This window comes from Sphingomonas sp. IC081 (assembly GCF_006874585.1).
Lineage (GTDB): Bacteria > Pseudomonadota > Alphaproteobacteria > Sphingomonadales > Sphingomonadaceae > Novosphingobium.
This window is the reverse complement of the sequence record NZ_CP029761.1, coordinates 1,715,433-1,738,261: the sequence shown is the minus strand read 5'-3', so window position 1 is coordinate 1,738,261 and position 22,829 is coordinate 1,715,433. Positions and strand designations below refer to the sequence as shown.

Here is a 22,829-nt window from a genome sequence, read left to right as displayed (position 1 = left end):
CCGGTGGCTTCCCCCACGCCCCCCCAGGGGCCACCGGTCGTCCGCCTTGCCGGAGTGCGGTTGCGCTACGGCAAGGCGGAAGCCCTGCGCGGCATCGACCTCAACCTGAGCCCAGGCCGGATGATCGGTCTGATCGGCCCCGACGGGGTCGGCAAGTCGAGCCTGCTATCGCTGGTCGCGGGCGCTCGCGCCGTGCAGGAGGGGACGGTTCATGTGCTCGGCGGCGATATGGCCGACCGCCGTCATCGCGAGGACGTCTGTCCGCGCATCGCCTATATGCCGCAGGGTCTGGGACGGAACCTCTATCCGACACTGTCTGTCGAGGAAAATCTCCAGTTCTTCGCCCGTCTCTTCGGTCATGGCGCGTCCGAGCGCCGCCGCCGGATCGATGCGCTCACCCGCAGCACGGGGCTCTATTCCTTCCTGTCGCGGCCTGCCGGCAAGCTGTCGGGTGGCATGAAGCAGAAGCTCGGCCTGTGCTGCGCGCTGATCCACGATCCCGATCTCCTGATCCTGGACGAACCGACCACCGGCGTCGATCCGCTGGCGCGCGCGCAGTTCTGGGATCTGATCGCCGGCATCCGCGAAGATCGTCCCGGCATGAGCGTGATCGTGGCGACGGCCTATATGGACGAAGCGCAGCGGTTCGACTGGCTGGTGGCGATGGATGATGGCGCGATCCTGGCTACGGGCACGCCTTCGCAAATCCTTGAGCGGACCGGCACGGATCATCTCGAAGCTGCCTTCGCCGAACTGTTGCCCGAAGAGAGGAAACGCGGCCACAAGCCGGTCATCATCCCGCCGCTCGACGTCGACGAGGATGACATCGCCATCGAGGCGGAGGGGCTGACCATGCGCTTCGGCGATTTCGTCGCCGTCGATCATGTCAGTTTCCGCATCCGCCGCGGCGAGATCTTCGGTTTCCTCGGCTCAAACGGCTGCGGCAAGTCGACGACGATGAAGATGCTGACCGGACTGCTGCCGGCAAGCGAAGGGCGGGCCTGGCTGTTTGGCCATGAGGTCGATCCGCACGACATCGCGACGCGCAGGCGGGTTGGCTATATGAGCCAGGCTTTCTCGCTCTACGGCGAACTGACCGTACGGCAGAATCTCGAACTGCATGCGCGGCTGTTCCATGTGCCGGTCGACGAAATACCGGGCCGCGTCACCGAGATGGCGGAACGCTTCAGTCTCGAGCCGGTCATGGACGAGCTGCCCGAGCAACTTCCGCTCGGTATCCGCCAGCGTCTCTCCCTCGCTGTGGCGATGGTTCACAAGCCCGAACTGTTGATCCTGGATGAACCCACCTCCGGCGTCGATCCGGTCGCGCGTGACGCCTTCTGGCGGTTGCTTGCCGAACTGTCGCGCCGGGACAGGGTGACCATCTTCATTTCCACCCACTTCATGAACGAGGCAGAGCGCTGCGACCGCATGTCGATGATGCATGCGGGCAAGGTGCTCGACAGCGACGTGCCCGCCAGACTGGTCGAGAAGCGCGGCGCCAAAACCCTTGAAGAGGCCTTCATCGGCTACCTCGTCGAAGCCGAGGGCGGCACGGCGGCGCCGGCCAGCCAGCCCGGGGCCGCCGATCACGAGGAGCAACCATCGGCGGCGCCCGCTGAACACGGCGGGCACGGCTCTGGCGGTTTCAGTCTGCAGCGAATGTTCAGCTATCTGTGGCGCGAGACGCTGGAATTGCAGCGGGACCCGGTACGCGCCACGCTGGCGCTGGGCGGTTCGCTGCTGCTGATGTTCGTGATCGGCTTCGGCATCACCATGGACGTCGAGGACCTGAGCTATGCGGTGCTCGATCGCGACCAGACCACGCTTAGCCAGAACTACACGCTGAACTTGGCCGGATCGCGCTACTTCACCGAGCACGCGCCGATCATCGACTACGAGGACCTTGATCGACGCATGCGCAACGGCGAACTGTCGCTGGCCATTGAGATCCCCCCTGGCTTCTCTCGCGATGTGTTGCGAGGCCAGAACGTGCAGATAGGTGCCTGGATCGACGGCGCCATGCCGCAACGCGCGGAAACCGTCCAGGGCTACGTTCAGGGCATGCACCAGCACTGGCTGCTCGTACAGGCCAGCGAACGCAGCGGTGCCAGCGCCGCAGGAAATGCGAGCGTCGAGACACGCTTTCGCTACAACCCCGATGTCAAGAGCCTGCCGGCCATGGTGCCGGGGGTGATTCCCCTGTTGCTGCTCATGCTGCCGGCGATGCTGACCGCGCTGGCGGTGGTGCGCGAGAAGGAGACAGGCTCGATTACCAATCTGTACGTGACGCCGGTCACGCGCATCGAGTTCCTGCTTGGCAAGCAACTGCCCTATGTCGGTCTGGCCATGGTGAACTTCCTGCTGATGAGCCTGCTCGCGGTCACCGTCTTCGGTGTGCAGGTCACGGGCAGCTTCTTCACCCTGTCGCTGGCCGCGCTGATCTTCTCCTTCGCCGCGACAGGCATGGGGCTGCTGGCCTCGGCCGTCACGCGCAGCCAGATCGCCGCCATGTTCTTTGCCATGATCGGCACCATCATTCCGGCCACCCAGTTCGCCGGCCTGAGGGATCCCGTGTCCTCGCTTGAAGGCTCCAGCAAGTTCATCGGCGAGATCTACCCCGCCACGCACATGATCTCCATCAGCCGTGGCGTGTTCAACAAATCACTCGGCCTGGCCGACCTGACGGGGCCGCTGTGGTCGATGCTCATTTCGGTTCCGGTCATTCTCGGCGTGGCTGTTTTGCTACTCAAGAAGCAGGAGCGTTGAGATGCGCAGAAGAAACCTGGCCAATATCTACGACCTTGGTGTCAAGGAGCTGTGGAGTCTGTGGCGCGATCCGATGATGCTTGTGCTCATCGTCTATGTGTTCACCGCGTCGGTCTACACCAAGGCCACGTCCATGCCGGAGACGCTGCACAACGCGCCCATCGCCATCGTCGACGAGGATAATTCGGCGCTGTCCCAGCGGGTTGCCTCGGCCTTCTACCCCCCGCAGTTCACGCCACCGGCCATGATCGACTATGGGGACGTGGACCCGGGCATGGACGCGGGGCTGTACACCTTCGCTCTGGTCATTCCGCCCAACTTCCAGCGCGACGTGCTGGCGGGGCGATCGCCTGCCGTGCAGCTCAATGTCGACGCCACCCGCATGAGCCAGGCCTTCACCGGCAGTGGCTATATCCAGCAGATCTTCACCGGCGAAGTCAATGAGTTCGTCAAGCGTTACCGCGGCACCGACGCGCCACCCGTGGATCTGGCATTGCGCGCACGCTTCAACCCGGCACTGGACAAGGCCTGGTTCGGCTCGGTGGTGCAGATCATCAACCACATCACGCTGTTGTCCATCATCCTGACCGGCGCAGCGCTGATCCGGGAGCGCGAGCACGGCACCATCGAGCACCTGCTGGTGATGCCGGTTACACCCGCGCAGATCATGCTCTCCAAGGTCTGGTCGATGGCCCTGGTCGTGCTGATCGCCTCCTTCCTGTCCCTCAACCTCATGGTGCGCGGCATCCTGGGCGTGCCCATCGAGGGCTCCATTGTGTTGTTCTTCGCCGGCGCGGCCCTCAGCCTGTTCGCCACCACCTCCATGGGCATATTCATCGCCACGCTGGCGCGCAACATGCCGCAGTTCGGCATGCTGATGATGCTGACCATCATGCCGCTCCAGATGCTATCCGGCGGCGACACGCCCCGCGAAAGCATGCCCGAGATCGTGCAGAACATCATGCTGATCGCACCCACCACCCATTTCGTGGAACTGAGCCAGGCCATCCTTTACCGGGACGCGGGCCTGGAGACGGTATGGCAGCCGTTCCTGGCGCTGGCCCTGATCGGCACGGTGCTGTTTTTCCTGTCGTTGGCACGCTTTCGCAAAACGATCGGCCAGATGGCCTGATCGTTTGATCGCCCGAGTGGGCACTCAACCCAGTAAGGAGTTTGACCATGAGCAATGAAACCATCCCTCTCAACCTGTTCAAGGCGAACCTGGAACTGCAGTTGCGCCTCCAGCGCCTGGTGCAGGAAAACGGCCAGCAATGGTTGGAGAACGCCACGCGCGCAGGCAAAGACGGCATTGCCGAGTCCGGCGCAGAAATCGAAAACCTGCTCAAGGCCAAGAACTGGCAGGAACTGGCCACGCTGCCCGCACAAGCCTTCTGGCGTCAGTTCCAGTACCACGTGGGCGGCGCGCAGGCGCTGACACAAGTCGCGATCAAAAACCAGACAACCTTCACCCAAGGCCTGCAAATAGCTATTCAAGACTGGCAGAAATCGGTTACGCAGGCTGAGAACGGCGGTGCAAAATTAGACCACGGTAGCGGCGGCGAAGTGCTGCTGCGGGCGGCGTAAAAGTCGTCCACTTTTTCCCTTTTCGCGATGCTGGCGAGGAGGGATGAGGGATTTACACCGTGGAACTTTACCTGAAGGTTCGTCTTGCCTGCGCGGGCGGCATGAGCGCCCGGGCGGCAGCGAAGCATTTCAACATATCGCGCGACACGGTCCGCAAGATGCTGTCGTATTCCGAGCCGCCCGGTTACCGTCGCAGCGCCCCGGTGCGGCGACCGAAGCTGGAAGCGTTCATACCGATCATCGACGGCTGGCTGGATGGGGACCGGTCGGTCCCGCGCAAGCAGCGCCATACGGCGAAGCGTGTGTTCGATCGCCTTCGCGAAGAGCATGGCTTCACCGGAGGCTACACGATCATCAAGGATTACATCCGGGATCGGGATCAGCGCAGCCGGGAGATGTTCGTGCCGCTGGCACACGCACCCGGCCATGGGCAGGCAGATTTTGGAGAAGCTCTGGTCGAGATCGGCGGGGTGGAGCAGAAGGCGCACTTCTTCGTGCTCGATCTGCCGCACAGCGACGCCTGCTACGTACGCGCCTATCCGGCTGCCGTTGCCGAGGCCTGGATGGACGGCCATGTCCACGCCTTTGCGTTCTTCGGCGCGGTGCCGCTGTCGATCGTCTACGACAACGACCGCTGCCTGGTCTCGAAGATCCTGCCTGACGGGACGCGGCTGCGCGCGAGGCTGTTCAGCGCCTTCCTGTCGCACTACCTGATCCGTGATCGTTACGGCCGCCCCGGCAAGGGTAACGATAAGGGCGGCGTTGAAGGCCTTGTCGGCTATTGCCGGCGCAACTTCATGGTGCCGATCCCCCGGTTCCCGACATGGGAGGCGTTCAACCTGTGGCTCGAGGAGCAATGCCGCAAACGGCAGAACGACCGGCTGCGGGGCGAGAGTGAGACGATTGGCGAGAGGCTGCGGCGCGATCTGGCGGCGATGCAGGAACTGCCGGCTTCCCCCTTCGAGGCCTGTGACCAGACCAGCGGCCAGGTCTCATCGCAGGCGCTGGTGCGTTACCGGACCAACGATTACTCGGTGCCGGTGCGCTTCGGCCACCAGGAGGTGTGGATCAGGGGCTATGTCGACGAGGTGGTGATCGGTTGCCGGGGCGAGATCATTGCCCGCCATGTGCGCAGCTACGAGCGCGAGGATGTGATCTTCGATCCGATCCATTACCTTCCCCTGATCGAACAGAAGATCAATGCCCTCGATCAGGCCGCACCATTGCAGGGCTGGGACCTGCCCGAGGTATTTACAACGCTGCGCCGGCTGATGGAGACGCGCATGGGCAAGCATGGCCGGCGCGAATATGTGCAGGTACTGCGCCTGCTGGAGAGCTTCGCTCTGGCCGATCTGCATGGCGCGGTGAAGCAGGCCCTTGATATGGGCGCGATCGGCTTCGATGCGGTGAAGCATCTCCTGTTATGCCGGGTGGAGCGCCGCCCGCCCCGACTGGACATGGCGATCTATCCCTACCTGCCCAGGGCCAGAGTGGAGACAACATCGGCGCGCTCGTACATGCGGCTGTTGACCGGCGGAGCAGCGGCATGAGCAGCCAAGCTCCCGAACTGCTGCTCGCCAGCCACCTCAAGACGCTCAAGCTGCCAACCTTCCTGCGCGAGCATGACAAGCTGGCCCGGCAATGCGCAGCAGAGGGCGTAGATCATGTCCGCTACCTTGCTCGGCTTGTCGAACTGGAACTGATCGACCGGGAACGCCGGATGGTCGAGCGCCGGATCAAGGCCGCGCGGTTCCCGGCCGCCAAGAGCCTCGACAGCTTCGACTTTGCCGCCATTCCGAAGCTCAACAAGATGCAGGTGCTCGAACTGGCGCGTTGTGACTGGATTACCCGTCGCGAGAACGTCATCGCCCTTGGCCCGTCGGGGACCGGCAAGACCCATGTCGCGATCGGTCTTGGCCTGGCGGCCTGCCAGAAGGGCCTGACGGTCGGGTTCATCACTGCTTCCGCGCTGGTCAGCGAGATGATGGAGGCACGCGACGAACGCCGCCTACTGCGCTTACACAAGCAGATGACCGGCTATAAGCTTCTCATCATCGATGAGCTGGGGTTCGTGCCCCTCTCCAAAACCGGCGCGGAACTGCTGTTCGAGCTGATCTCACAGCGCTACGAACGCGGCTCGACGCTGATCACCAGCAACCTGCCGTTCGACGAATGGACCGAGACGTTCGGTTCCGAGCGCCTGACAGGCGCGCTCCTCGACCGGCTCACCCACCACGTCAGCATCCTCGAGATGAACGGCGAGAGCTATCGCCTGGCCCAGAGCCAGGCACGCAAAGCACGTCCCAACCCCTGACAGAAACGGCAATCCGGGTGTTGGCGACCCCCGCTCGGGCTACGCCCTCCCGGCGCTCGCCAACACCCGGATCAAGTGGCCTGGTTTTGCTCCGCCCAATGGACGACTTTTACGCCGCCGTTGACAGGATCCGCATGGAATGCCTTGTGATGCGGTCCAAGGTCTCCCGAGAACAATAGGTGCGAGCCTCCGACGTGCATCTCGGCCGACGCTGACCCCAGAATATGCCCTGCATTCCAAAACCGGGTCCTGAAGCCCGGTACCGGCTCGAACCACTCATTCAGTTCGACCGTGTCGCACAGGCTGTAAGCGGCCATCGAATCCGCTTCGGTGTAGATCGGCTCGAACGGCACTTCATCCCTGCGATCACGCCGACGATTGCGTCGCTCCGCTTCGCTCTCCTGGATCCGTCCGGCATCCGGCAGCATGTAGTAGAGAAGATCCTTGGTCTGGGGAGTGCAGTAGATCGGGCCACGGTAGCCCTCGGCCGACAACTTGGGCAGAAGCCCGCTGTGATCGATATGCGCATGGGTCAGCACGACCGCGTCGATCCTGCGCACATCGAATGAAAATGGGTCCCGATTGAGCGTTTCGAGAGTCCGCGATCCCTGGAAAAGGCCGCAGTCGATAAGCACAGTACTCCCTCCATAGTGCAGTTCCATGCACGAGCCGGTGACTGTCCCTGCAGCGCCGTGGAAGGTGATCTTGGGCTCGTTACTCATCGGCTCACTCTGCTCCTGCTTGGTCTGCAACAGTCCGACCCTTAGACACCCCTATAACTCGAGCTATGCGAGATATCCCGTAGTGGGCCGCGTCAACTGGCATTGCCGTACTGGCCGAGCACATCGCGCTGACCGCGACGTCGTCGATCCTCGATCACATCCGCGAATATGGGCCGGTTGAATTGGGGATATTGCGGATAGACCGGAATGCGGCCGGCCCGCTCAATGGCAGAATGACGAACATTGCCACCCTGACGCTGAACCCCACGATCGACGTCGCCTACGAAGTCGATCGCATGTTCCACACGCGCAAGATGCGGACAAAATCCGAGTTTTACAGCCCAGGCGGTGGCGGCATCAACGTCGCCCGGGTCTTCGTCCGCCTCGGCGGCAATGCTCGAAACTATTATATGGCGGGTGGCGCAACGGGCGATGCGCTCGACGGCCTGCTCGACCTTCATCAGCTTGTTCGCAATCGCATCACCATCGCGGGCCACACCCGCGTTGCATCTGCCGTGCTGGAGATCGAAAGCGGCAAGGAATTCCGCTTCGTCCCGCCCGGCCCGACAATCCAGCCTGTCGAATGGCAGGCGTGTCTTGCCCAGCTTGAAAACGCGCAGTGCAAATTCATGGTCCTAAGCGGTTCGCTACCCCGGGGTATGCCCGGTGACTTCTACGGTCAGGTCGCGGCGCTGATGCACCGACGCAATATCCCGGTTGTGCTCGACAGTTCAGGGCCCGGTCTCAAGGGTGGCCTTCAGGAAGGCCGCATCTTTCTCGTAAAACCCAGCATCGGCGAGTTGCGGCAATTCACCGGCCAGAAACTCGCGACACCCGACGAGATCGCCAATGCCGCAATGGAAATCGTTCGATCGGGACAAGCCGCGCATGTCGCCGTGACCATGGGCCATGACGGCGCAATCCTTGCCACTGCCACCGGACAGCTTTTTCTGCCGGCCGCCTCCATAGAGGCGAAAAGTGCGGTTGGCGCCGGTGACAGTTTCCTCTCCGCCATGCTCTTTGCGATCTCGATCGGCTGGGATACGGCCGAAGCGTTCCGCTTCGGAATTGCTGCTGGCGCTGCCGCCGTGATGAGCCCGGGTCACGATCTCGCCAGACCAGACAATATCCAGCACCTATACCAGCAGGTTACGCCAATACCCTGAGTGTTGCGGCAAATCGGCCATCTGAGATTCATCGCGCCCGAATCATGCGCAAGCTCGACGCTAGTTCGATCGCGAGCCTGGTTGCGACGGCGATAGCGCTAGGCGGCGCGCAACAGACCCTGGTGCGTAGAATCCCGCATTGCTGGAAAAAGGCCGGTCGGTCAGTCAACCTCTTACGCCAAAGAGACTGAATGATGACCGACAATACTCCCAACGGGGCGAACATGAACGTCCGCGCGCCCTTCCCGATTGCTCATCCAGAGGCGGCGAGGATACTGCTTTTTCTGCCGCACATGCAGGCCGCCATAATCACGGCCGCTCTGGAGCAGCAGCAGGCCCCTCAAATCTAGCAAAGGATCCATCCTTTATGAATATTAGCACGACCGGCCTCGATTCGGCTAAAAATTGCTTTTCAAGCTCACGCGATCAGAAAAGTTGTCGTCCGCAAGACGCTAAGACAACCGCAGATGCGTCCCTTCTTCGAGAAGTTTCCGCCTAGTCTGGTCGGAGCGGAAGCCTGCGACTGGACGAAGATCTGCGCCGGCGAGGAGGAGAAACCCGTGTATGTCGGACCCCGCCTGCTTGAAGCGCTATCCCGTCTCAACATGGCATCGTCGACCGAGGCACTGCGCGACGGACTGGCTGATGCCGCCAGGCAAATGGGCTTTCCCTATATCGCGCTGGTCCAACACGGCGGTCTGCCGCGGCTGGTCGAGTGCTCGATGGTGGTCACCAACTATCCGGCGAAGTTCGTCCAATCCTACATCGCAAACCACTATTATGTTATCGACCCGGTCTATGAAGTGAGCCAGCTTCTCGATCGGCCGTTCGGCTGGGAGGAGATCAGCAACGTCGTCGAGCTTGCCGATCACCAGCATGCCCTTTTCAAGGAAGCGGGGCGCTACGGGATCGTTCACGGCGTCACCGTGCCGCTACACATCCCGAGCGAGTCCTACGCGTCATGCACCTTCGCCCGCCCGGAACCGATCGAGATCACGCCATCGCTGATGACCACGCTCCAGATCATCGCCGGCTTCGCGTTCAGGGCGGGCCTCTATCTCCATCACGCCATGCACGACCGCAATGTTCCCCGGCTTACGCGCCGCGAGGCAGAATGCACGGCGCTGATCGCGCTCGGCAAGACCGATTGGGAGATCGGCCAGATCCTCGGGATCGCCCAAACCACGGTTCGGTATTTCATAACGAGAGCGAAGCAACGCTACGGCGTCTTCAGGCGCTCGGAGCTGGTCGCGCGCGCGATCATCGATGCTCAGGTCATCCGTGATGGCCAGGACAGGGATAGCAAGGTGCCCGAGAGCGCCGACGACAAGCCGGAGCGTGGATAGCTCACATCGCGTTGCGGGAGCGGACGATGCGCCAGATACGGCTTGGACCATTTTGCGGCGAGCAGCGCGGAAGGGTGGAGGTTGGTTGAGGCGGTGGAGTAGAATCGGAAAGGTGGTGAGTGGGGAAGCGCGTTAACGCCCCCAAGCGCCCCGGTGCTCTTTCAAAGCGTACACTGCTTGACGAACGGCAGCGGAAGGGTGTACCAATTGAAGCTGTACGAGTGGAGGCACACAATGCCGCGAGCAGTAGTGGAAGACAACAGACGCATGAGCCTGCGGATTCGGCCGGAGCAAAAGGCTTTGCTTGCCCGGGCGGCTGCGCTCAAGCATACCGATCTCACGACCTTTGTCACACGTTCGGCGCTGCGCGAGGCCGAGAACGTGATCGAAGAGTCGGAGCGGACGAAACTGAGCGAGAGAGACAGCCTGCTCGTTCTTGATCTGCTCGAGAACCCGCCGCCGGTGAATGCGAAACTGCGCGCTGCCATCGCCGCGATGCCGAAGTTGGCATGACGCTTCCTTCATGGCACGAGGAAGCGATTTCGAAAGCGCATGACCGGACTTCATTCGACTGCGGCGACAATGATCTGAACGTCTACTTGCAGCGTTATGCGCGGCAAAGCCACGAGGCAGGCGGGGCGAAGACGTTCCTCGCCATCGACGACACCGACAGCAAGACGGTTCTCGGCTTTTACAGCATCGCTCCGGGCAGCATGGATCATGCGGATACGCCAGAACTGGCGAGGCGAGGACTCGCCAGGCATGAGGTGCCGGGCTTCCGGCTCGCGCGGCTAGCAACGGATCTGCGTGTGCAGGGGCAAGGGCTCGGGGGTCAGCTCCTGGGCGCGATCGGGCGCAGATGCATTCGCGTCGCGACCGAGGTCGGCGGGGTTATGCTGATCATCGACGCCAAAAACGAGCGCGCCGCGGACTGGTATGCCGGCTACGGCGCTATTCCGCTGCACGACAAACCGCTGACGCTCATATTGCCCTTTGCGACACTCGAACGTGAATTGAGAGCTGCAGGCCAGTTCTAGGCGTTCAGGGCGCGATGCGCCGTGCAATGTCGTTTGTCTTCGACGTGAGCTCCACACCGGGGTCACTCGCGCGACCATATCCACATCGGAACCCGAAGGCTGAGGCGCGCTCCAGATCGGCTTGCAGAGAACAGAATCAGCGGGGTCAAACCAGTGTTCCAGTGCGATTTGCCGCACGAAACCGGCTATGAATGATGGAACAATGACAAGATCTCTGCTATAGTCGGCTGCGAGGAACTATCGATGAATACCGCAGCCGACATGCCCCCAACCGATCCTGCAGCGCCGCGGCTGAGGCTAGCCGATTGGCTGTGGCGTCCGTGGTATGCAAAGGCGTGGTGGGCCACGATCCCGGTCTGGTGGATCGGCATGGCGGCGTCCACGAAGATCGCGCCGCTGGAGGCCTTCTACGACAGCGCGCCTGCCGGTTTTCTCAATGTGCTTTTCTTCCCGATGACTGCGCTCCTGGCGCTGGGTGTCGGTTACGCGCAGGATTGGCTGACGGCATTTGCGCCGCAGGGCGAGGGCGATCCTATATCCGATGAGGCGCGGGCTAGAATTGCCCGTCTGTGGGAAGAGCATGATCGCGCTATGGAAGATATCCGAGCCGGCAGCGATATCCACGATCCGCGCTCCGGGGCGCTATACATCGGCAATCCGATAAGCCCTAACAATGGCGCTCGTATCAGCGTTTTTTGAAGCTGCTGTCGCCATCGCCCGGGCTGCCCTCGATGTCCGTGGAGAATCTCCCGCCCTTCAGAACCGCGTTCTGTTCAACCGATGTGAGAGGGCCAGTAACGTCGAATGTCGCGCGCCCGGAATCCGCGTCCTGAAGGTAGCGGTTACGCATGCCATCCGGGCCAAGGATGCGATCTGACAGTTCGCGGGAGAAGGTTGCAGCCGGATCGCTGGACCGGGCCGCGGCACGTTCGGCGGCAGCAATTGCCTCTCGAACGTCGTAGTTCACGATATCCAGGCTCGACTGAGCATTCTCCGTTGAAATGCCAACATCACGGCTCTCGAACCCCAGACTTCCGCCGACACGTCCCGAGGTGGAACGGCCCTTCTGGGTGGTCGGCGTTTGGCTCGATTGCTGTCCCTTGCCGGCCGGTTGTCCGCGGCCGCCAATAGCTTCGGATTCCTGAGAGTCGATACTCCCTCCGACATGAGCACCGACAGACGTACCAATCGTGACCTGATCCTGCGCCGAGCGCGACAGCCCCCGCTGCCATCCGGTCTGCGCGATGATCGCCTGGACGTCCCTGGTGAGCGTATCTGCTACCTGCGGATTGAGCCGCCAGTTGCCGTGCCGGTCCATCTCGAACCCGCCGCGCAGCCAGTTCTGCATCATGGCCTGGCCCTGTTCGCCGCTGCTCAGGAAATGCTCGATCGTGTCGGGCCCGGCCTGTTTGCCCGCCTCGAAACGCGTACTGGTGTCGTTGCGCGCCGACTGTTGGAACCCGACCGAGCTCGATACCAGCACATCGTTGTCGGCGAACGAAAATCGCGCACGCCCGCCATTGGCGATCGCACCGAGCTGGCTCTCGTTGATCAGACCACCGCGCCACATCTGCGCTGCGGTCTCCGGCGTCAGATTGAGGCTCAGGTCACCATTTTGCGCCATGGCGATCTGGCGCTTGGACATCTGCACGCCATGCTCGCCCAGCAGTTGCTGCATGCGGGTCAGGCGCTCATTGTCGACAATGCGGGTCAGGCGCTCGTTGCGCGCGCGATCGGCAATTCCTTCCGCGCCGCCTTCGGCCATATCGACCTGATTGCCGGCACCCTGCGACAATGTGCGAATGAAGCTATCGAGGTGGGCCGCCTGCCGCACCGACATGCCCGCAGCCGCCGCACCCTCGGCAAAGCCGGCATTGTCGGCCTGTCGACGCTGCTCGCCGATCCGAGCCGCAGAGCGCGTTCCATCATGGCCGACCTCGCGCTGCGCATCGAGCTTGCCCGACCGCTCGGCGAAGTCGTAGCCCGCCGCCTCGCGTGTGCGCCCGTAGACGCTGGTGCCTTCCCGGGCAGCCTCGGCCGTCGCGCCGTCGGCGGTGCCGACCTGCACAGCGGCATTGTAGGTTTCGAGCGCGCGCATCACCTGCGCTTCGTTGCGGCCAGTTGCGCGGGAGAGCTGGGAAATGGCGGTGGAGCGGGCTTCGCCCGAGAGGGCGTTGATGAAGGCGATCCGACGGGAGGTTTCCTGCACGCCGAGGCCGAGCATCGATGCGGCATTACGCTGCCCCTCATTGCTGCCGGTGCGGTGTGCCTGCTCGGTCGCGACATTGCCGCGCTCGATCCGCGTCACATTGTCGCCCGCGAAATCGCGCCGTCCTTCCATCGCGCCGACCTGGACCTGAGCGGCGGTGAGGTCGTTCCGCAGCATCTGCTCCTGGTCGAAGGTGTTGGCAATCAGCTTGGCGAAGGTTGGATCGGCCGATGCCTGCGCGATCACCGTCGAAGCTTTCAGTACCGCGTCCTTCTGGTCGTAGCCGTTCCGCTCGAAATGCCGCTGTGCGCCGGACAACATCATGTCATAGGCGCGCGTATCGCCGAACGCCTTCCACTGGACCATCCGTTGCGTAAAGGCGGCAAAGGCACCTTCGCCCGCCTGTCCCTGGCCGAAATATCCCGTGCCCAGCGCGCGCAGCGCATCCTTCTCCGCGAAATTATGGATCGCCGTCGTCGCGGCATTGTCGCGCACTGCGCGAACGGTCGCTGGATCGGTCAGACTACGGCCAGTGAGCGCTGGCGATAACCCGCCCAGTTCTCGTGCGCTATCGAGCCCACCCATGCCGAATGCGGCCGTGCCGTTCGCCCCGCCGCCGTGCTCGCCGAGGACCCGGCTTGCGGCGCCGAATGCCCGGTTCGCGCCGAAGGTCGAGCGCTCCCCGAAGTCGCCGAAGTTCGACGCCGCACCGCGCCGCGCCATGGTGCCCGCCGCCGTCGCCTGCGCCTCGAGCGCGCCCGCATAGCCCTCGCTTGTGGCGAGCGGCGCGGCGGCGGCCGTGCCCTGTCCCTGGACACCGAGGGCGCCGCTGGTGAACGAGGTGAACACGTTGCCCGAAAAACGGAACACGGTGAACACGAAGGCGCCCGCAAGTCCCGCCGCAGCCGTGCGGAAGCTCCCGAAGATGGCGAGCGCCTTCATCGCGGAGGAGGGCGCGAGCATCCATGCGTTGGCCGCGACATTGTTCGCGCGCATCTCGGCCAGCACGTCGGTCGCGCGGCCCAAGGTGAGTTGATGGATGCCGGCGTCGATCACGCCCCAAAGCGCGACGAACACGAAAAGACCGAGCGCGAACGACGCGACGCGCAGGTTGATCGGGGTGAGGATGAACAGGAGCGCGATCGGCATCATGAATAACATGATTCCGAAGACCGTGGCCCGGATGGTCGGCATCCATTCGTTGGCGGTCGACATGGTGGCGAGGCCGGAGGAGACGACGGCGCGATTGGCCATGACGCGCGCGGCGGTTGCCGGACTGTCCTCGAACAGCACGTCTCCCACCGTACTGCCGAGCATGACATTGGTCAGGAACTGCTGGAGCGACTGGGGTGTGTCCATCATCATCTGGCCGAGTTCGCCGATGTTGGATCGGCAACGCTGTAGCTGGGTCGCGTTGGTGATATCGTAGCCGGTGCGTGTGCAGACCTGCGCGACGTAATTGTCGAACAGCGCGGGCTCGGAGAGGCGCGTCGAGATATGCTCCCAGGTTTCGGTGCAGCTGACCGTCGTGCCGCCCTTGTCGGTGGACGTGAACACCGTGCTGAATGTCGCGGGACCCGCCATACCCGCGAAGGCGGCGGGCAGATCGGTGGCGGTGCGGAACAGCATATCATCGTCAACGCCATAGGCGGGCGAGACGCGCGCGACCGGATAGCATTGCCGGACATAGTCCTTGATCGTGCTATCTAGGAAGGTGTCGGTCATCGGACCGCGCGGGGACGCGGCATTGAGAAACAGATCGAACGTGTGGCCGCCCGCGCCGAACTCGAGCTTGGCGTGCGGATCGGTCGTATTGTCGTCGATGACCTCGGCCAGCGCGCGCTCCATCATATTGGTCACGCCCGCGACCAGCACGATCAGGTTCGGCACGTCGCCGACCGGCTGATAGGCGTTGCGGACGCGGTCATAGACATGGACCGTGCCCGTGGTCGCCACCATGCCGACGAACAGCCCGACGCCGATCAGCATCTGAAAACCGAACCCGACCAGCCCCATGCCCTGACCGCGGATGCCGGCGAGCAGGACACCGAGGCCGATGCCGACCACCGCGACGATCAGTACCAGTGTCTCGTAGCGCGGATCGCCGAAGATCATCGAGACCAGGCGGAAGGCGTCCACAGTCTCGGCAAAGCCGTCATAAGTATGGAAGCTGGTATCGATCGCCAGCGCGGGTGTGGCCACGAAAAGCGCGATCAGGACGGACAGGGCGCGGAGAATGCGGATCATGGCGTGGCCCTAGCTCAGCGGTTGCGGTTGGCGGCGGCGCCGGCGGCATCACGCGCATCGCGGTCGCGCTGGCGAACCACCCCGGCATAGTTGGCCGAGAGATTCGCCGACTCAAGCGCTGCCATATAGGACTGACGCATCTGCGCGCGCTGGCGCAGCACTTCGTCGCGCAGTCCGCTCAATTGCTCGATTCCCTTGCTGAGGATGCGCGTCTGGCAGACCTTGGCATTTCCGGGATCGCTGGCCCCTGCCGCCGTCGCGCCGCGTTCGGCATTGGACACCGCGAAGTCGATGCTGCGCGTGAGGTCGTTGAGCATCTGATAGGCGAGCGTCAGGGCGACCAGTTCATCGGTGTCACCGATCACGCTCTCGACCATGCCCTGCCGCACGCCCCATTCCAGCAGGCGATAGACCGGCAATGTACGGACATTGGCGACGAACTGGCGTTCCTCGGGCGTCAGAGCAGCCCGGGTGCGGATTTTGACCGCAATTGACTCCATCCGTCCGCGCGAAAGGATCAGTGCGCCCTTGCCGCTGCCGTCCACGGAACAATCAGTCGAGGTTGGCGGCACGGCGATGGCTCGGGTCTGGACCTTGCCCGTTAGAAAATCGTCCACGCTCTCGGTATCCTGCCGTGGACAGGCCGGGATCGCGCTAAACAGAGGCACGCGATCGGTGGCGTCCCAGCGCATATAGACGTCGCCGACGCGCGCGCGCATAACGCCGGCCCATTCGGATGCTCCGACCCGCGCGGCGGCGTGGGCGAGCAGCGAGCCGGTCTTGAAGATGTCGGTGACCTCGGCGGGGCAGTTTTCGAGCGCGTCCTTCAAATCCTCGGTCGGATTGCCCTGATTGGCCTGGATTTTCTCACGGCTCTGCTGATAGCTTTTCGAGAAACCTTCGCGCACCGACTTATAGCCGGTCATCTCCTCGATGATGCCGGACATGTTGTCGTCACCCTTGGCGATCTGCACCATGCGGTTGGCGAGACGGCAGTCGTTGACCTGGATCGAGTTCAGGAAGTTGGTCGCGGCCTCCATCTTCGAGATGATGTTGCCCATCTTTTCATCAAGGGTTTCGAGTAGATATTGAAAAGCAACGGCGGGCGCGGCCTGCAGGATGCTTTCGAGCTTTTGCACGAGGTAGTCCGGATCGAGGAAACTCATTCCCCCCAGGAACATGTCGATTCCGCCGCAGCCCGCCCTGATCTTCGGCAGCGTGACGCTCATCAGATAGTCGTTATGGACGTCGACCCGGCCCGACATGCCGCCCGCGGTGATGTAGCCGCGAGTCTGATCCTCGAAGCTGCCGGGGCTGGTGTAAGTAACATTGTCGAACCAGCTCTCGGCCCAGCTTTGCGCGGACGCGGGGGAAGCGAAGCCGCAGACCGCCAGCAGCGGCAGGGCAAGCAAGGTCAGACGACAACGAGCGGAGGCCATGGCAGACAACTTTCCTGGAAGTGGGCGAGGACGTGGCTCCCCATGTCAATTCCTCGCCCGGTTGGGGACGGGGCGTGGCGATGCGGCCACGATCCCGGTGAATTTCGACATGCCGCGCACGCCGACGGTGGGCTTCACCCCGGTCAGCATCTTGGCGGCAAGGTAGAGGTTGCGCGCCAGGTTCGGCTCGTGGTCGGTTCCGATCGCAACCGGAATGATGCGATTGGGATCGGAGACCGGGCGCACCCAGGCGACGGGATGCCCCACCCAGGGCAGACCGAGTCGCCCGGAGCGCAGCATCGCCTCCTGGCTACCGATCGTGCGCACCTTCCAACCATAGCGTTGCCCGAGGGCACCGAGTCTGTTCCAGAGATCGGCACAGGGCACGCAACCCGGCGCCGTGCTCATCTCGACGATGAAGGCCGGTCCCTGGCCCTTCATGGTTTCCGCGAAATCGGGCGGCCAGTTGCGTGTCACCGGCACGCGGGCGAGCCATTGTCGCATCCCGGCCTCGGTTGCGACGGGATGGATCGCCGCGCGCATCGCCTGCTCGCGGGTGACAGGCTGTGCGGACGCCGGGGAAGCGCCCGCAAGGAACACGGCCAGCGTGCAGGCCAGGTGCCGCTTCACCGCTGCGGCTCCAGGCTCGCGCCGACAAGATCGCCGCCAAGCGCGCGGGGATCGGTTGCGGACACCGGCCCGGCCGAGAGGGCATCGAAAAAGCCGTCCTCTTCGCCGGCCCCGGTCAGGAACTGTTCGGGCCGGATATCACCCGCAAGCAGCCGCACCGCCTGATAGGCCGTCTGGATGAGATTGGGATAAGCCTCGACCCCGCTCGCGATCACCATGCGCTGCTGGCTGTTGCGCCTGATCACCATCGTCGTCGGCGTGATCTCGACCCCGAACCGCTGGGCCAGCTCGGGCCTGCGCTCGATGTCAATCAGCGTGACCTGCCAGCCCATCTCCTCCTGGAAGCGCTGGACGATCGGCCACTGGACGCGGCAATAGCCGCAAGTCGAACGCGAGAACATGACCAGTGCGAACTCGTTGGCCCGGCCGCGCAGATACTGGCGACGGACCTGATCCTTTTGCGCGGAAAGCTGGTCGCGGGCCTCGCCGACCATCGGATTGGCGGACTTGGCGTTGAGTTCGGGATTTTGGAGCATGGCGATCTGGGTGACTCCCGCGAAGGCGCGCGCCTTGCGCCTCGCGAAATCCTGCAAGCGCCAGAAATCCGCGACGGCATCGACCGTGAGCACCGTCGCGGCGTAATCGCGTTGCTGCTCGATCAGCTTCCTGATCTTCGGCGGCGTCCAGGTGGCGAGCTCCGCGATCGGCGGGATGGCCGGCTTCACCAGCGCGTCAGGATCGGGCTCTTCCTCTGCCGGCTTCGGCGGCGCCTGATACCACCAATAGCCGGTGCGGCCATCGCCCGATCCCTGGGCCAGCGCGGACGACGGGGCCAGCAGCGCCGCGGCGAGGGCAAGGCGGACCCGGCTCACAGCAGCTTCTCCATGCGCCGGAGCCGGTCGATCGCGACCGGGCCGTAATAGCGGCTGTCGAACCCGCTTGCATGGCTCGAGCCGACATAGACCATGCCCGCCGGGATGGTCCTGATCATCGGCCGCCAGTGGTCGAGACGCTGACCGTTATGGCCGAAAGGCTTGCTCACCCCGAGCAGGGTCTCGTTGCAATAATACCAGCCATCCCATTCGCCCGGATGCATCGGCGAGGGCTTCTCGATCCAGTCGATGCGGTCGCCGGGCAGGCACAGCGCCATCTTGGTCACCTGCACCGGCTTAGGGCCGGCAAGCGGGTGCGACAGGGTGAACGACACGAAATCGCCGCGCGCGATCGGTCCCGGCGCCTTGCGGACTGCCCATGCATCGATCGACGGACTCATCACGATCGTCGCCTGCGGAATCGCCCACCAGGTGAGCAGCCCGACCGGCAGCACGATCCCGAACGCTTTCCAGAGCTGCCTGGGGCGCGCTGGCTGGCCGAGCCCGGAACTGCCAAGCGCCACCGCCGCTTTCAGCGGCAGAGCCTTGAGTCCCACCCAGCCCGATTTAGCAGCAGCGAAGGCGAGCTTCAGCATCGCGCACCTCCTGCTTGCCGCCGAGGCGGGCATATTCTTCGAGAAGTCCGGAGAGTGCCGCGTCACCATAGACGACATGGGCAGCACGCGGGCTCTCGTCCTCGCGCTCGCAATAAGGCAGCGCGGGATCGCCGGGCACCATAGCGAACGCCGGAACGCGGGTGACACCGTGCTGGCGGAAGATCAGCGGATCGACGATCAGCTGCACATCACGCATCGCGCAGGCCGGACCTTCGCAGCCGGGATCGTGGCGCAATATCTCGGCCGAGAGCTTCGCCATCGGGGCGACCCTGGTGAGGCCGCCCGGCATGCCGCGAAAGGCGAGGATGCCGCGCGCTTTCTCGAGCTGTGCGGCATAGGTCCGCAGCGTCGTTACGGGCATGGACGAGGATACGAACAGGACCGGCACCCAGCTTTTGGCGCTTGGCGGCGCGGCGACGCCGGCGACCGCTGCCATATCGGGGGCGTCGAGGCCGAGCGCCTGACCCAAACGCCGAGCCATCGCTTCGCGCTCGGCGGCCATGACATCCTTGCCCTTGTCGAGCGCCGCGCGAGCGCGGGCATCCATGGCGGGCGACGGTGCGCGCTTGCGCAGGCCGTCGAAGGCACGGCGGCGGGTTTCCTCGGACGGAGTGGGCAACGCGGTCGGGCCGCGCGTTTCCGCCTCTTTTTTCCGCGCGGCCGTTGCGCGTTCAAGACGCTCGAGCGCGGCATCGCCTTCAGCGGCAGCTCGATCGCGTGCATTGTCCGAGCGCGGCGTGTCCTGCGCGAGCGCCGAGGCGGAAATCAGCATCGCCATCACGATGGCCAGAGGGCGCGCGCTATTGGCCGATAACCTGCATATAGGCATCGATCTTGTCCTTCATGTCGATCTGGATGTCGGCCTGGGCGCGGGCCTCGATCTCGGAATAATATTCGGAAAGGTCCATTTTGGAGAAATCCAGCGCCTGGAATTCCTCCGGCGTGAAGCCGCGGCAGTAGGGATTCTTGGGCGTGCCCCATCCGACGCTGTTGAAGCTCTTGAGTTGGGGCCGACCCTGCTCCTGGATGATGCGGCCGAGCTTGGTATTGAAGCAGCAATGGCCCTTCGACTTCTGCACGCAGATGCCGAGGATCTTCGAGGAGCAATAGGTGCCGACCTCGTGGCACATGCCCGAACCCCGGAGCATGCCCACTTCCATGTCCTGCTGGTCGCAACCCGAGAGCAGGAAATCCATCATGAAGTTGATGGCGAGGCTGATCGCGATCGACGTCGGATCGATGCCCGCAATGATCGCATTGGCGCCGGACGTGGCGGCCTGGCCCGCGGTCGCGCCAGCCTTGAACGCACCGTAGGCGGCCTTCATGCCGGTGAACACGCCCTTGGCGACCGCGATCTTGGTGCCGATCGACGAGATCGATCCGCCCATGCCGTCCTTGACGATCTTGCCCCTGTCTTTGCAGCAGTTCGAAAAGGTGGTTCGAAGACCAGCGGGTCGGCAGCGTGTCGCCCGGCCTGCAAATATCTCGATGTTGCCGAGGCAATGGCCTTCCACGTCGACCGCGCCGTCAGCGGGCGCGCCCGGATCATCGACAACGGGATCGTCCTCGATTCCCGTCCCGTCGCTGCCGGTGCAGGCATTGGGCGAGCACATCGGCGTGCCGCCGCCCACGGGGGTCAGGCATTGGTGCTGCGATCCGAGCGGGCAGCTATAGGCGTCTTGTGCATCGGCGACGCACATCGTCTGCTGGATCGGGCAAAGCCAGGCGTCGTCGGCCATGGCCGAGCAGCTCACGACCTCGCCGGGATCGCCGGCATCGCCGTTGCCGTCGAGGTCGACCGCGCAGACAGGTTGCTGCGCCTGTGCGGGGGCGAACTGCCCGGCGAGCAGAAACCCGCAGATGGCGAGCGCGATCAGGGCAACTCGTGTCGGCCAAGGGATCGGTTGCCGGATCATCGCACTTCTCCGGTGCAGACGAGATCGGCGCCGCCGAGACGGACGGTCTGCATCATGACGACCGCTTCGGGAAAATCGTCGAGACAGCCGCAGGCCGAGACGATCTCTTCACCCGGACCGGCGGGGCAGACATCGCCGCCGCTGCCGGGCCTGCAGGCGTGATAGAAGGTGTCCCACCCGGTCGGCGCGTTCTGCTTCGCACCGACGACGCCATCCAATGCCACGCCGTCGTTGGCCTTGGGCGCGCGTGTCTTGCAGACCGGCTCGCAGGCCGGGACCGAGCCGCGATCGGGCAGCGCGAAGGGACGCGACGACGTTGCATAGCCGCCGTCCGCCGTCTTTACCCGGTCGGCGAGCAGCGCCTCGGTCGAATGGTCGATGATATAGGCGCCGCGGCTGAGATCGGGCGGCGTCGGCGAGCCGAGATCGACGGCGCATTTGTAGCGGCGCTCGCGCTTGAAGAAATCCCGGGTCACCCGGATCGTGCAGCTCCCATTGCCGAACAGGCGCGTTTGCGGCAGCGGCGTGAGGCCGGTGCCGACGCCGTTCCTGACGGTCTGCACACCGTCGACGGTCTCACCATCGAGGCGGCAGGCGGAATCGGCGGCATAGCCCGAGCAGAGATCGACGAGGCGTTCGGAGACACCGCAGCTCGCATCGACCCGGACCTCGAGATCGACCCAGCCCCAACGGCCGTCACCGCCGCCGCGCACGCGCACGCCGAGCGCGGCCGTTCCGGCGCGGAATCGCTCGGTGAGATCGATCGGCGTCAGGTTGACCGTCTCGGCATCGACGTTGCAGTCGCCCGAAGGCAGGGCGTCGCCCAGCCACGGCCGCTTGCCGGCATAGCCGACAACCTCGCCGTTGACGCGTGATTGCAGCCAGTCGTTGGCGTCTTGCCGCACGATGCGGGCAGAGACGAGGCGGTCTGGCCTCAGAACCTGGAACGTCGCGGTGAATATGGGCGGTGCGGCCGAGCAATTGCCGTTGCCGCCGATCCGGTAGCGCCGGCAGTCGGTCCCGCAGCTCGTGACCGACTGGACCTGTCCGGAAACGCTGATGATGTCGTCATAGGTCGCGGGCGCCAGCGTCACCTCGCGCTCGATCGTGCAGAGCCTGACCTGATCCGCCTTGCCGACGCCAGCGGGCGAAGCCTTCAGTGCCTGGAAGACGCTGCTCGAAGTCGACGCCGCAGAGGCATCGCCCTGGATCGCGGTCGGATTGGCGCGATAGGCGGTCTGAGGCAGCGATGGATTGGGCGTGCAGGCGGTGCTTTGCGCGCCGGTATAGCGAATCGCCGGGCCGTCGATCGTGGCCTGCGCGACGCCGACGCGCGGATCGGCGGTGGTGAGCGCGCCGATCACGCCGCCGCCCAGGTCCTTCAGCACCGAGGCCATGTTTCCCCAGACGAGGTTCGACCCGCAGCTGTTGTTGATGCAGTAGCAGCCGGCGAGCTCGGTCAACCCGACCTCGGTGAGCTTGAGGTCGCCGCTCGAGGCGATATCCCATTTGAAACTCTTGCACTGGTTCCAGGTGCCGGGCTGGCAGGAGACGATGCCGTTGGCGCAGATGCCGGACACCGGCACGGGCAAGGTCAATGTCTGGTCGACGCTGCCGTCGAGATCCTTGTCGCGCGAAATGCGAAGCGTTCCGATATCGCCGGTCCCAGCGGGCTGCGCGAGCAGTTCGAGCAGCGTCGCCGTCTTCTGGCACGCGATGTTGGGATTGAAGGTCTGGCTGTTGTCGACGGTCGTGATCGGCTGCCCGGCAAGGCCCGGCGTCAGATAGTTCTCCTGGATCGCATCGCTGTCCGACGTCTTCGCGCGCGAGGCCTCGGCGGCGGCGCGGGCGCGCTCCTCGACCGTCTGCGCCGAAGCCGACATCGGCAGAGTGGCGGTCGCCGCCAGCAGGAGGAGACAGCGCCCTTTCATGGCTGCCTCGCGCGCGTGCCGCGCGAACCG

The 22,829-nt window shown here is 64.1% G+C and carries 20 protein-coding genes and 1 pseudogene; 11 read left to right on the top strand and 10 right to left on the bottom strand.

Annotated elements, in window-relative coordinates; all coding sequences use genetic code 11:
• Positions 1–3: 3 nt before the first annotated feature.
• Genes rbbA through istB form a run of 5 tightly spaced genes read left to right on the top strand, consistent with a single transcriptional unit; the run spans position 4 to position 6,667 of the window.
• Positions 4–2,769, top strand: a complete 2,766-nt coding sequence (rbbA, locus tag DM450_RS08410; protein WP_089220944.1) for a ribosome-associated ATPase/putative transporter RbbA — start codon at positions 4–6, stop codon at positions 2,767–2,769.
• A gap of 1 nt (position 2,770) precedes the next feature.
• The gene (locus DM450_RS08405) at positions 2,771–3,901 is read left to right on the top strand and encodes an ABC transporter permease (protein WP_088137969.1); all 1,131 of its coding nucleotides are present in this window, start codon (positions 2,771–2,773) and stop codon (positions 3,899–3,901) included.
• Positions 3,902–3,948: 47 nt separating this feature from the next.
• Complete coding sequence (locus tag DM450_RS08400) at positions 3,949–4,353, top strand: phasin family protein (RefSeq protein WP_245843016.1); 405 nt, start codon at positions 3,949–3,951, stop codon at positions 4,351–4,353.
• Positions 4,354–4,412: 59 nt separating this feature from the next.
• Complete coding sequence (gene istA / locus DM450_RS08395; protein ID WP_081261070.1) at positions 4,413–5,903, top strand: IS21 family transposase; 1,491 nt, start codon at positions 4,413–4,415, stop codon at positions 5,901–5,903.
• Positions 5,900–6,667 (top strand): IS21-like element helper ATPase IstB, encoded by a 768-nt coding sequence (istB, locus tag DM450_RS08390; protein WP_048578302.1) that lies wholly within the window; start codon positions 5,900–5,902, stop codon positions 6,665–6,667. Before istA ends, istB begins: the two co-directional genes overlap by 4 nt.
• A gap of 125 nt (positions 6,668–6,792) precedes the next feature.
• Here the strand turns inward: istB and DM450_RS08385 are convergent.
• Together DM450_RS08385 and DM450_RS25790 are read right to left on the bottom strand one after the other, a co-directional pair.
• Positions 6,793–7,389 (bottom strand): annotated as a pseudogene (locus DM450_RS08385) (MBL fold metallo-hydrolase); the annotation flags it as partial.
• Between the two features lie 92 nt (positions 7,390–7,481).
• Positions 7,482–7,694, bottom strand: coding sequence for a hypothetical protein (locus DM450_RS25790; RefSeq protein ID WP_185928795.1), 213 nt, complete (start codon positions 7,692–7,694; stop codon positions 7,482–7,484).
• Here DM450_RS25790 and DM450_RS08380 point away from each other — a divergent pair.
• From DM450_RS08380 to DM450_RS08360, 6 genes are all read left to right on the top strand, one after another.
• Positions 7,623–8,555: a 1-phosphofructokinase family hexose kinase gene (locus DM450_RS08380; protein WP_048578303.1), complete on the top strand. Its 933-nt coding sequence runs from the start codon at positions 7,623–7,625 to the stop codon at positions 8,553–8,555. The two genes, DM450_RS25790 and DM450_RS08380, sit on opposite strands and share 72 nt — an antisense overlap.
• A 194-nt stretch (positions 8,556–8,749) precedes the next feature.
• Positions 8,750–8,905: a hypothetical protein gene (locus tag DM450_RS25785; RefSeq protein ID WP_160985498.1), complete on the top strand. Its 156-nt coding sequence runs from the start codon at positions 8,750–8,752 to the stop codon at positions 8,903–8,905.
• Positions 8,906–9,022: 117 nt separating this feature from the next.
• Positions 9,023–9,901: a LuxR family transcriptional regulator gene (locus DM450_RS08375; RefSeq protein ID WP_202408155.1), complete on the top strand. Its 879-nt coding sequence runs from the start codon at positions 9,023–9,025 to the stop codon at positions 9,899–9,901.
• 267 nt (positions 9,902–10,168) lie between these two features.
• A complete protein-coding gene (locus DM450_RS08370; protein ID WP_237449632.1) occupies positions 10,169–10,414 on the top strand; it encodes a DUF1778 domain-containing protein in 246 nt (81 codons plus the stop codon).
• Complete coding sequence (locus tag DM450_RS08365; RefSeq protein WP_048577672.1) at positions 10,411–10,938, top strand: hypothetical protein; 528 nt, start codon at positions 10,411–10,413, stop codon at positions 10,936–10,938. Before DM450_RS08370 ends, DM450_RS08365 begins: the two co-directional genes overlap by 4 nt.
• A gap of 243 nt (positions 10,939–11,181) precedes the next feature.
• Complete coding sequence (locus DM450_RS08360) at positions 11,182–11,637, top strand: hypothetical protein (protein WP_048577673.1); 456 nt, start codon at positions 11,182–11,184, stop codon at positions 11,635–11,637.
• On the opposite strand, the gene DM450_RS08355 is transcribed toward DM450_RS08360, so the two are convergent.
• The 8 genes from DM450_RS08355 to DM450_RS08320 form a co-directional block, all read right to left on the bottom strand.
• Entirely contained in the window at positions 11,624–15,394 is a 3,771-nt protein-coding gene (locus DM450_RS08355; protein ID WP_048577674.1) for a conjugal transfer protein TraG N-terminal domain-containing protein, read from the bottom strand. The genes DM450_RS08360 and DM450_RS08355 overlap by 14 nt on opposite strands.
• Before the next feature lie 14 nt (positions 15,395–15,408).
• Positions 15,409–16,833, bottom strand: a complete 1,425-nt coding sequence (locus DM450_RS08350) for a conjugal transfer protein TraH (RefSeq protein ID WP_048577675.1) — start codon at positions 16,831–16,833, stop codon at positions 15,409–15,411.
• A gap of 45 nt (positions 16,834–16,878) precedes the next feature.
• The gene (locus tag DM450_RS08345; RefSeq protein WP_373886193.1) at positions 16,879–17,376 is read right to left on the bottom strand and encodes a hypothetical protein; all 498 of its coding nucleotides are present in this window, start codon (positions 17,374–17,376) and stop codon (positions 16,879–16,881) included.
• Positions 17,377–17,459: 83 nt separating this feature from the next.
• Positions 17,460–18,335, bottom strand: a complete 876-nt coding sequence (locus tag DM450_RS08340) for a conjugal transfer protein TraF (RefSeq protein WP_142634072.1) — start codon at positions 18,333–18,335, stop codon at positions 17,460–17,462.
• Positions 18,332–18,931, bottom strand: coding sequence for a S26 family signal peptidase (locus DM450_RS08335; RefSeq protein WP_142634070.1), 600 nt, complete (start codon positions 18,929–18,931; stop codon positions 18,332–18,334). Before DM450_RS08335 ends, DM450_RS08340 begins: the two co-directional genes overlap by 4 nt.
• On the bottom strand, positions 18,903–19,781 hold the full coding sequence (locus DM450_RS08330; protein WP_142634068.1) for a type-F conjugative transfer system pilin assembly protein TrbC: 879 nt from the start codon (positions 19,779–19,781) through the stop codon (positions 18,903–18,905). Before DM450_RS08330 ends, DM450_RS08335 begins: the two co-directional genes overlap by 29 nt.
• Complete coding sequence (gene traN, locus DM450_RS08325) at positions 19,753–20,868, bottom strand: conjugal transfer protein TraN (RefSeq protein ID WP_142634066.1); 1,116 nt, start codon at positions 20,866–20,868, stop codon at positions 19,753–19,755. Before traN ends, DM450_RS08330 begins: the two co-directional genes overlap by 29 nt.
• A complete protein-coding gene (locus DM450_RS08320; protein WP_142634064.1) occupies positions 20,865–22,799 on the bottom strand; it encodes a hypothetical protein in 1,935 nt (644 codons plus the stop codon). Before DM450_RS08320 ends, traN begins: the two co-directional genes overlap by 4 nt.
• Positions 22,800–22,829 lie beyond the last annotated feature (30 nt).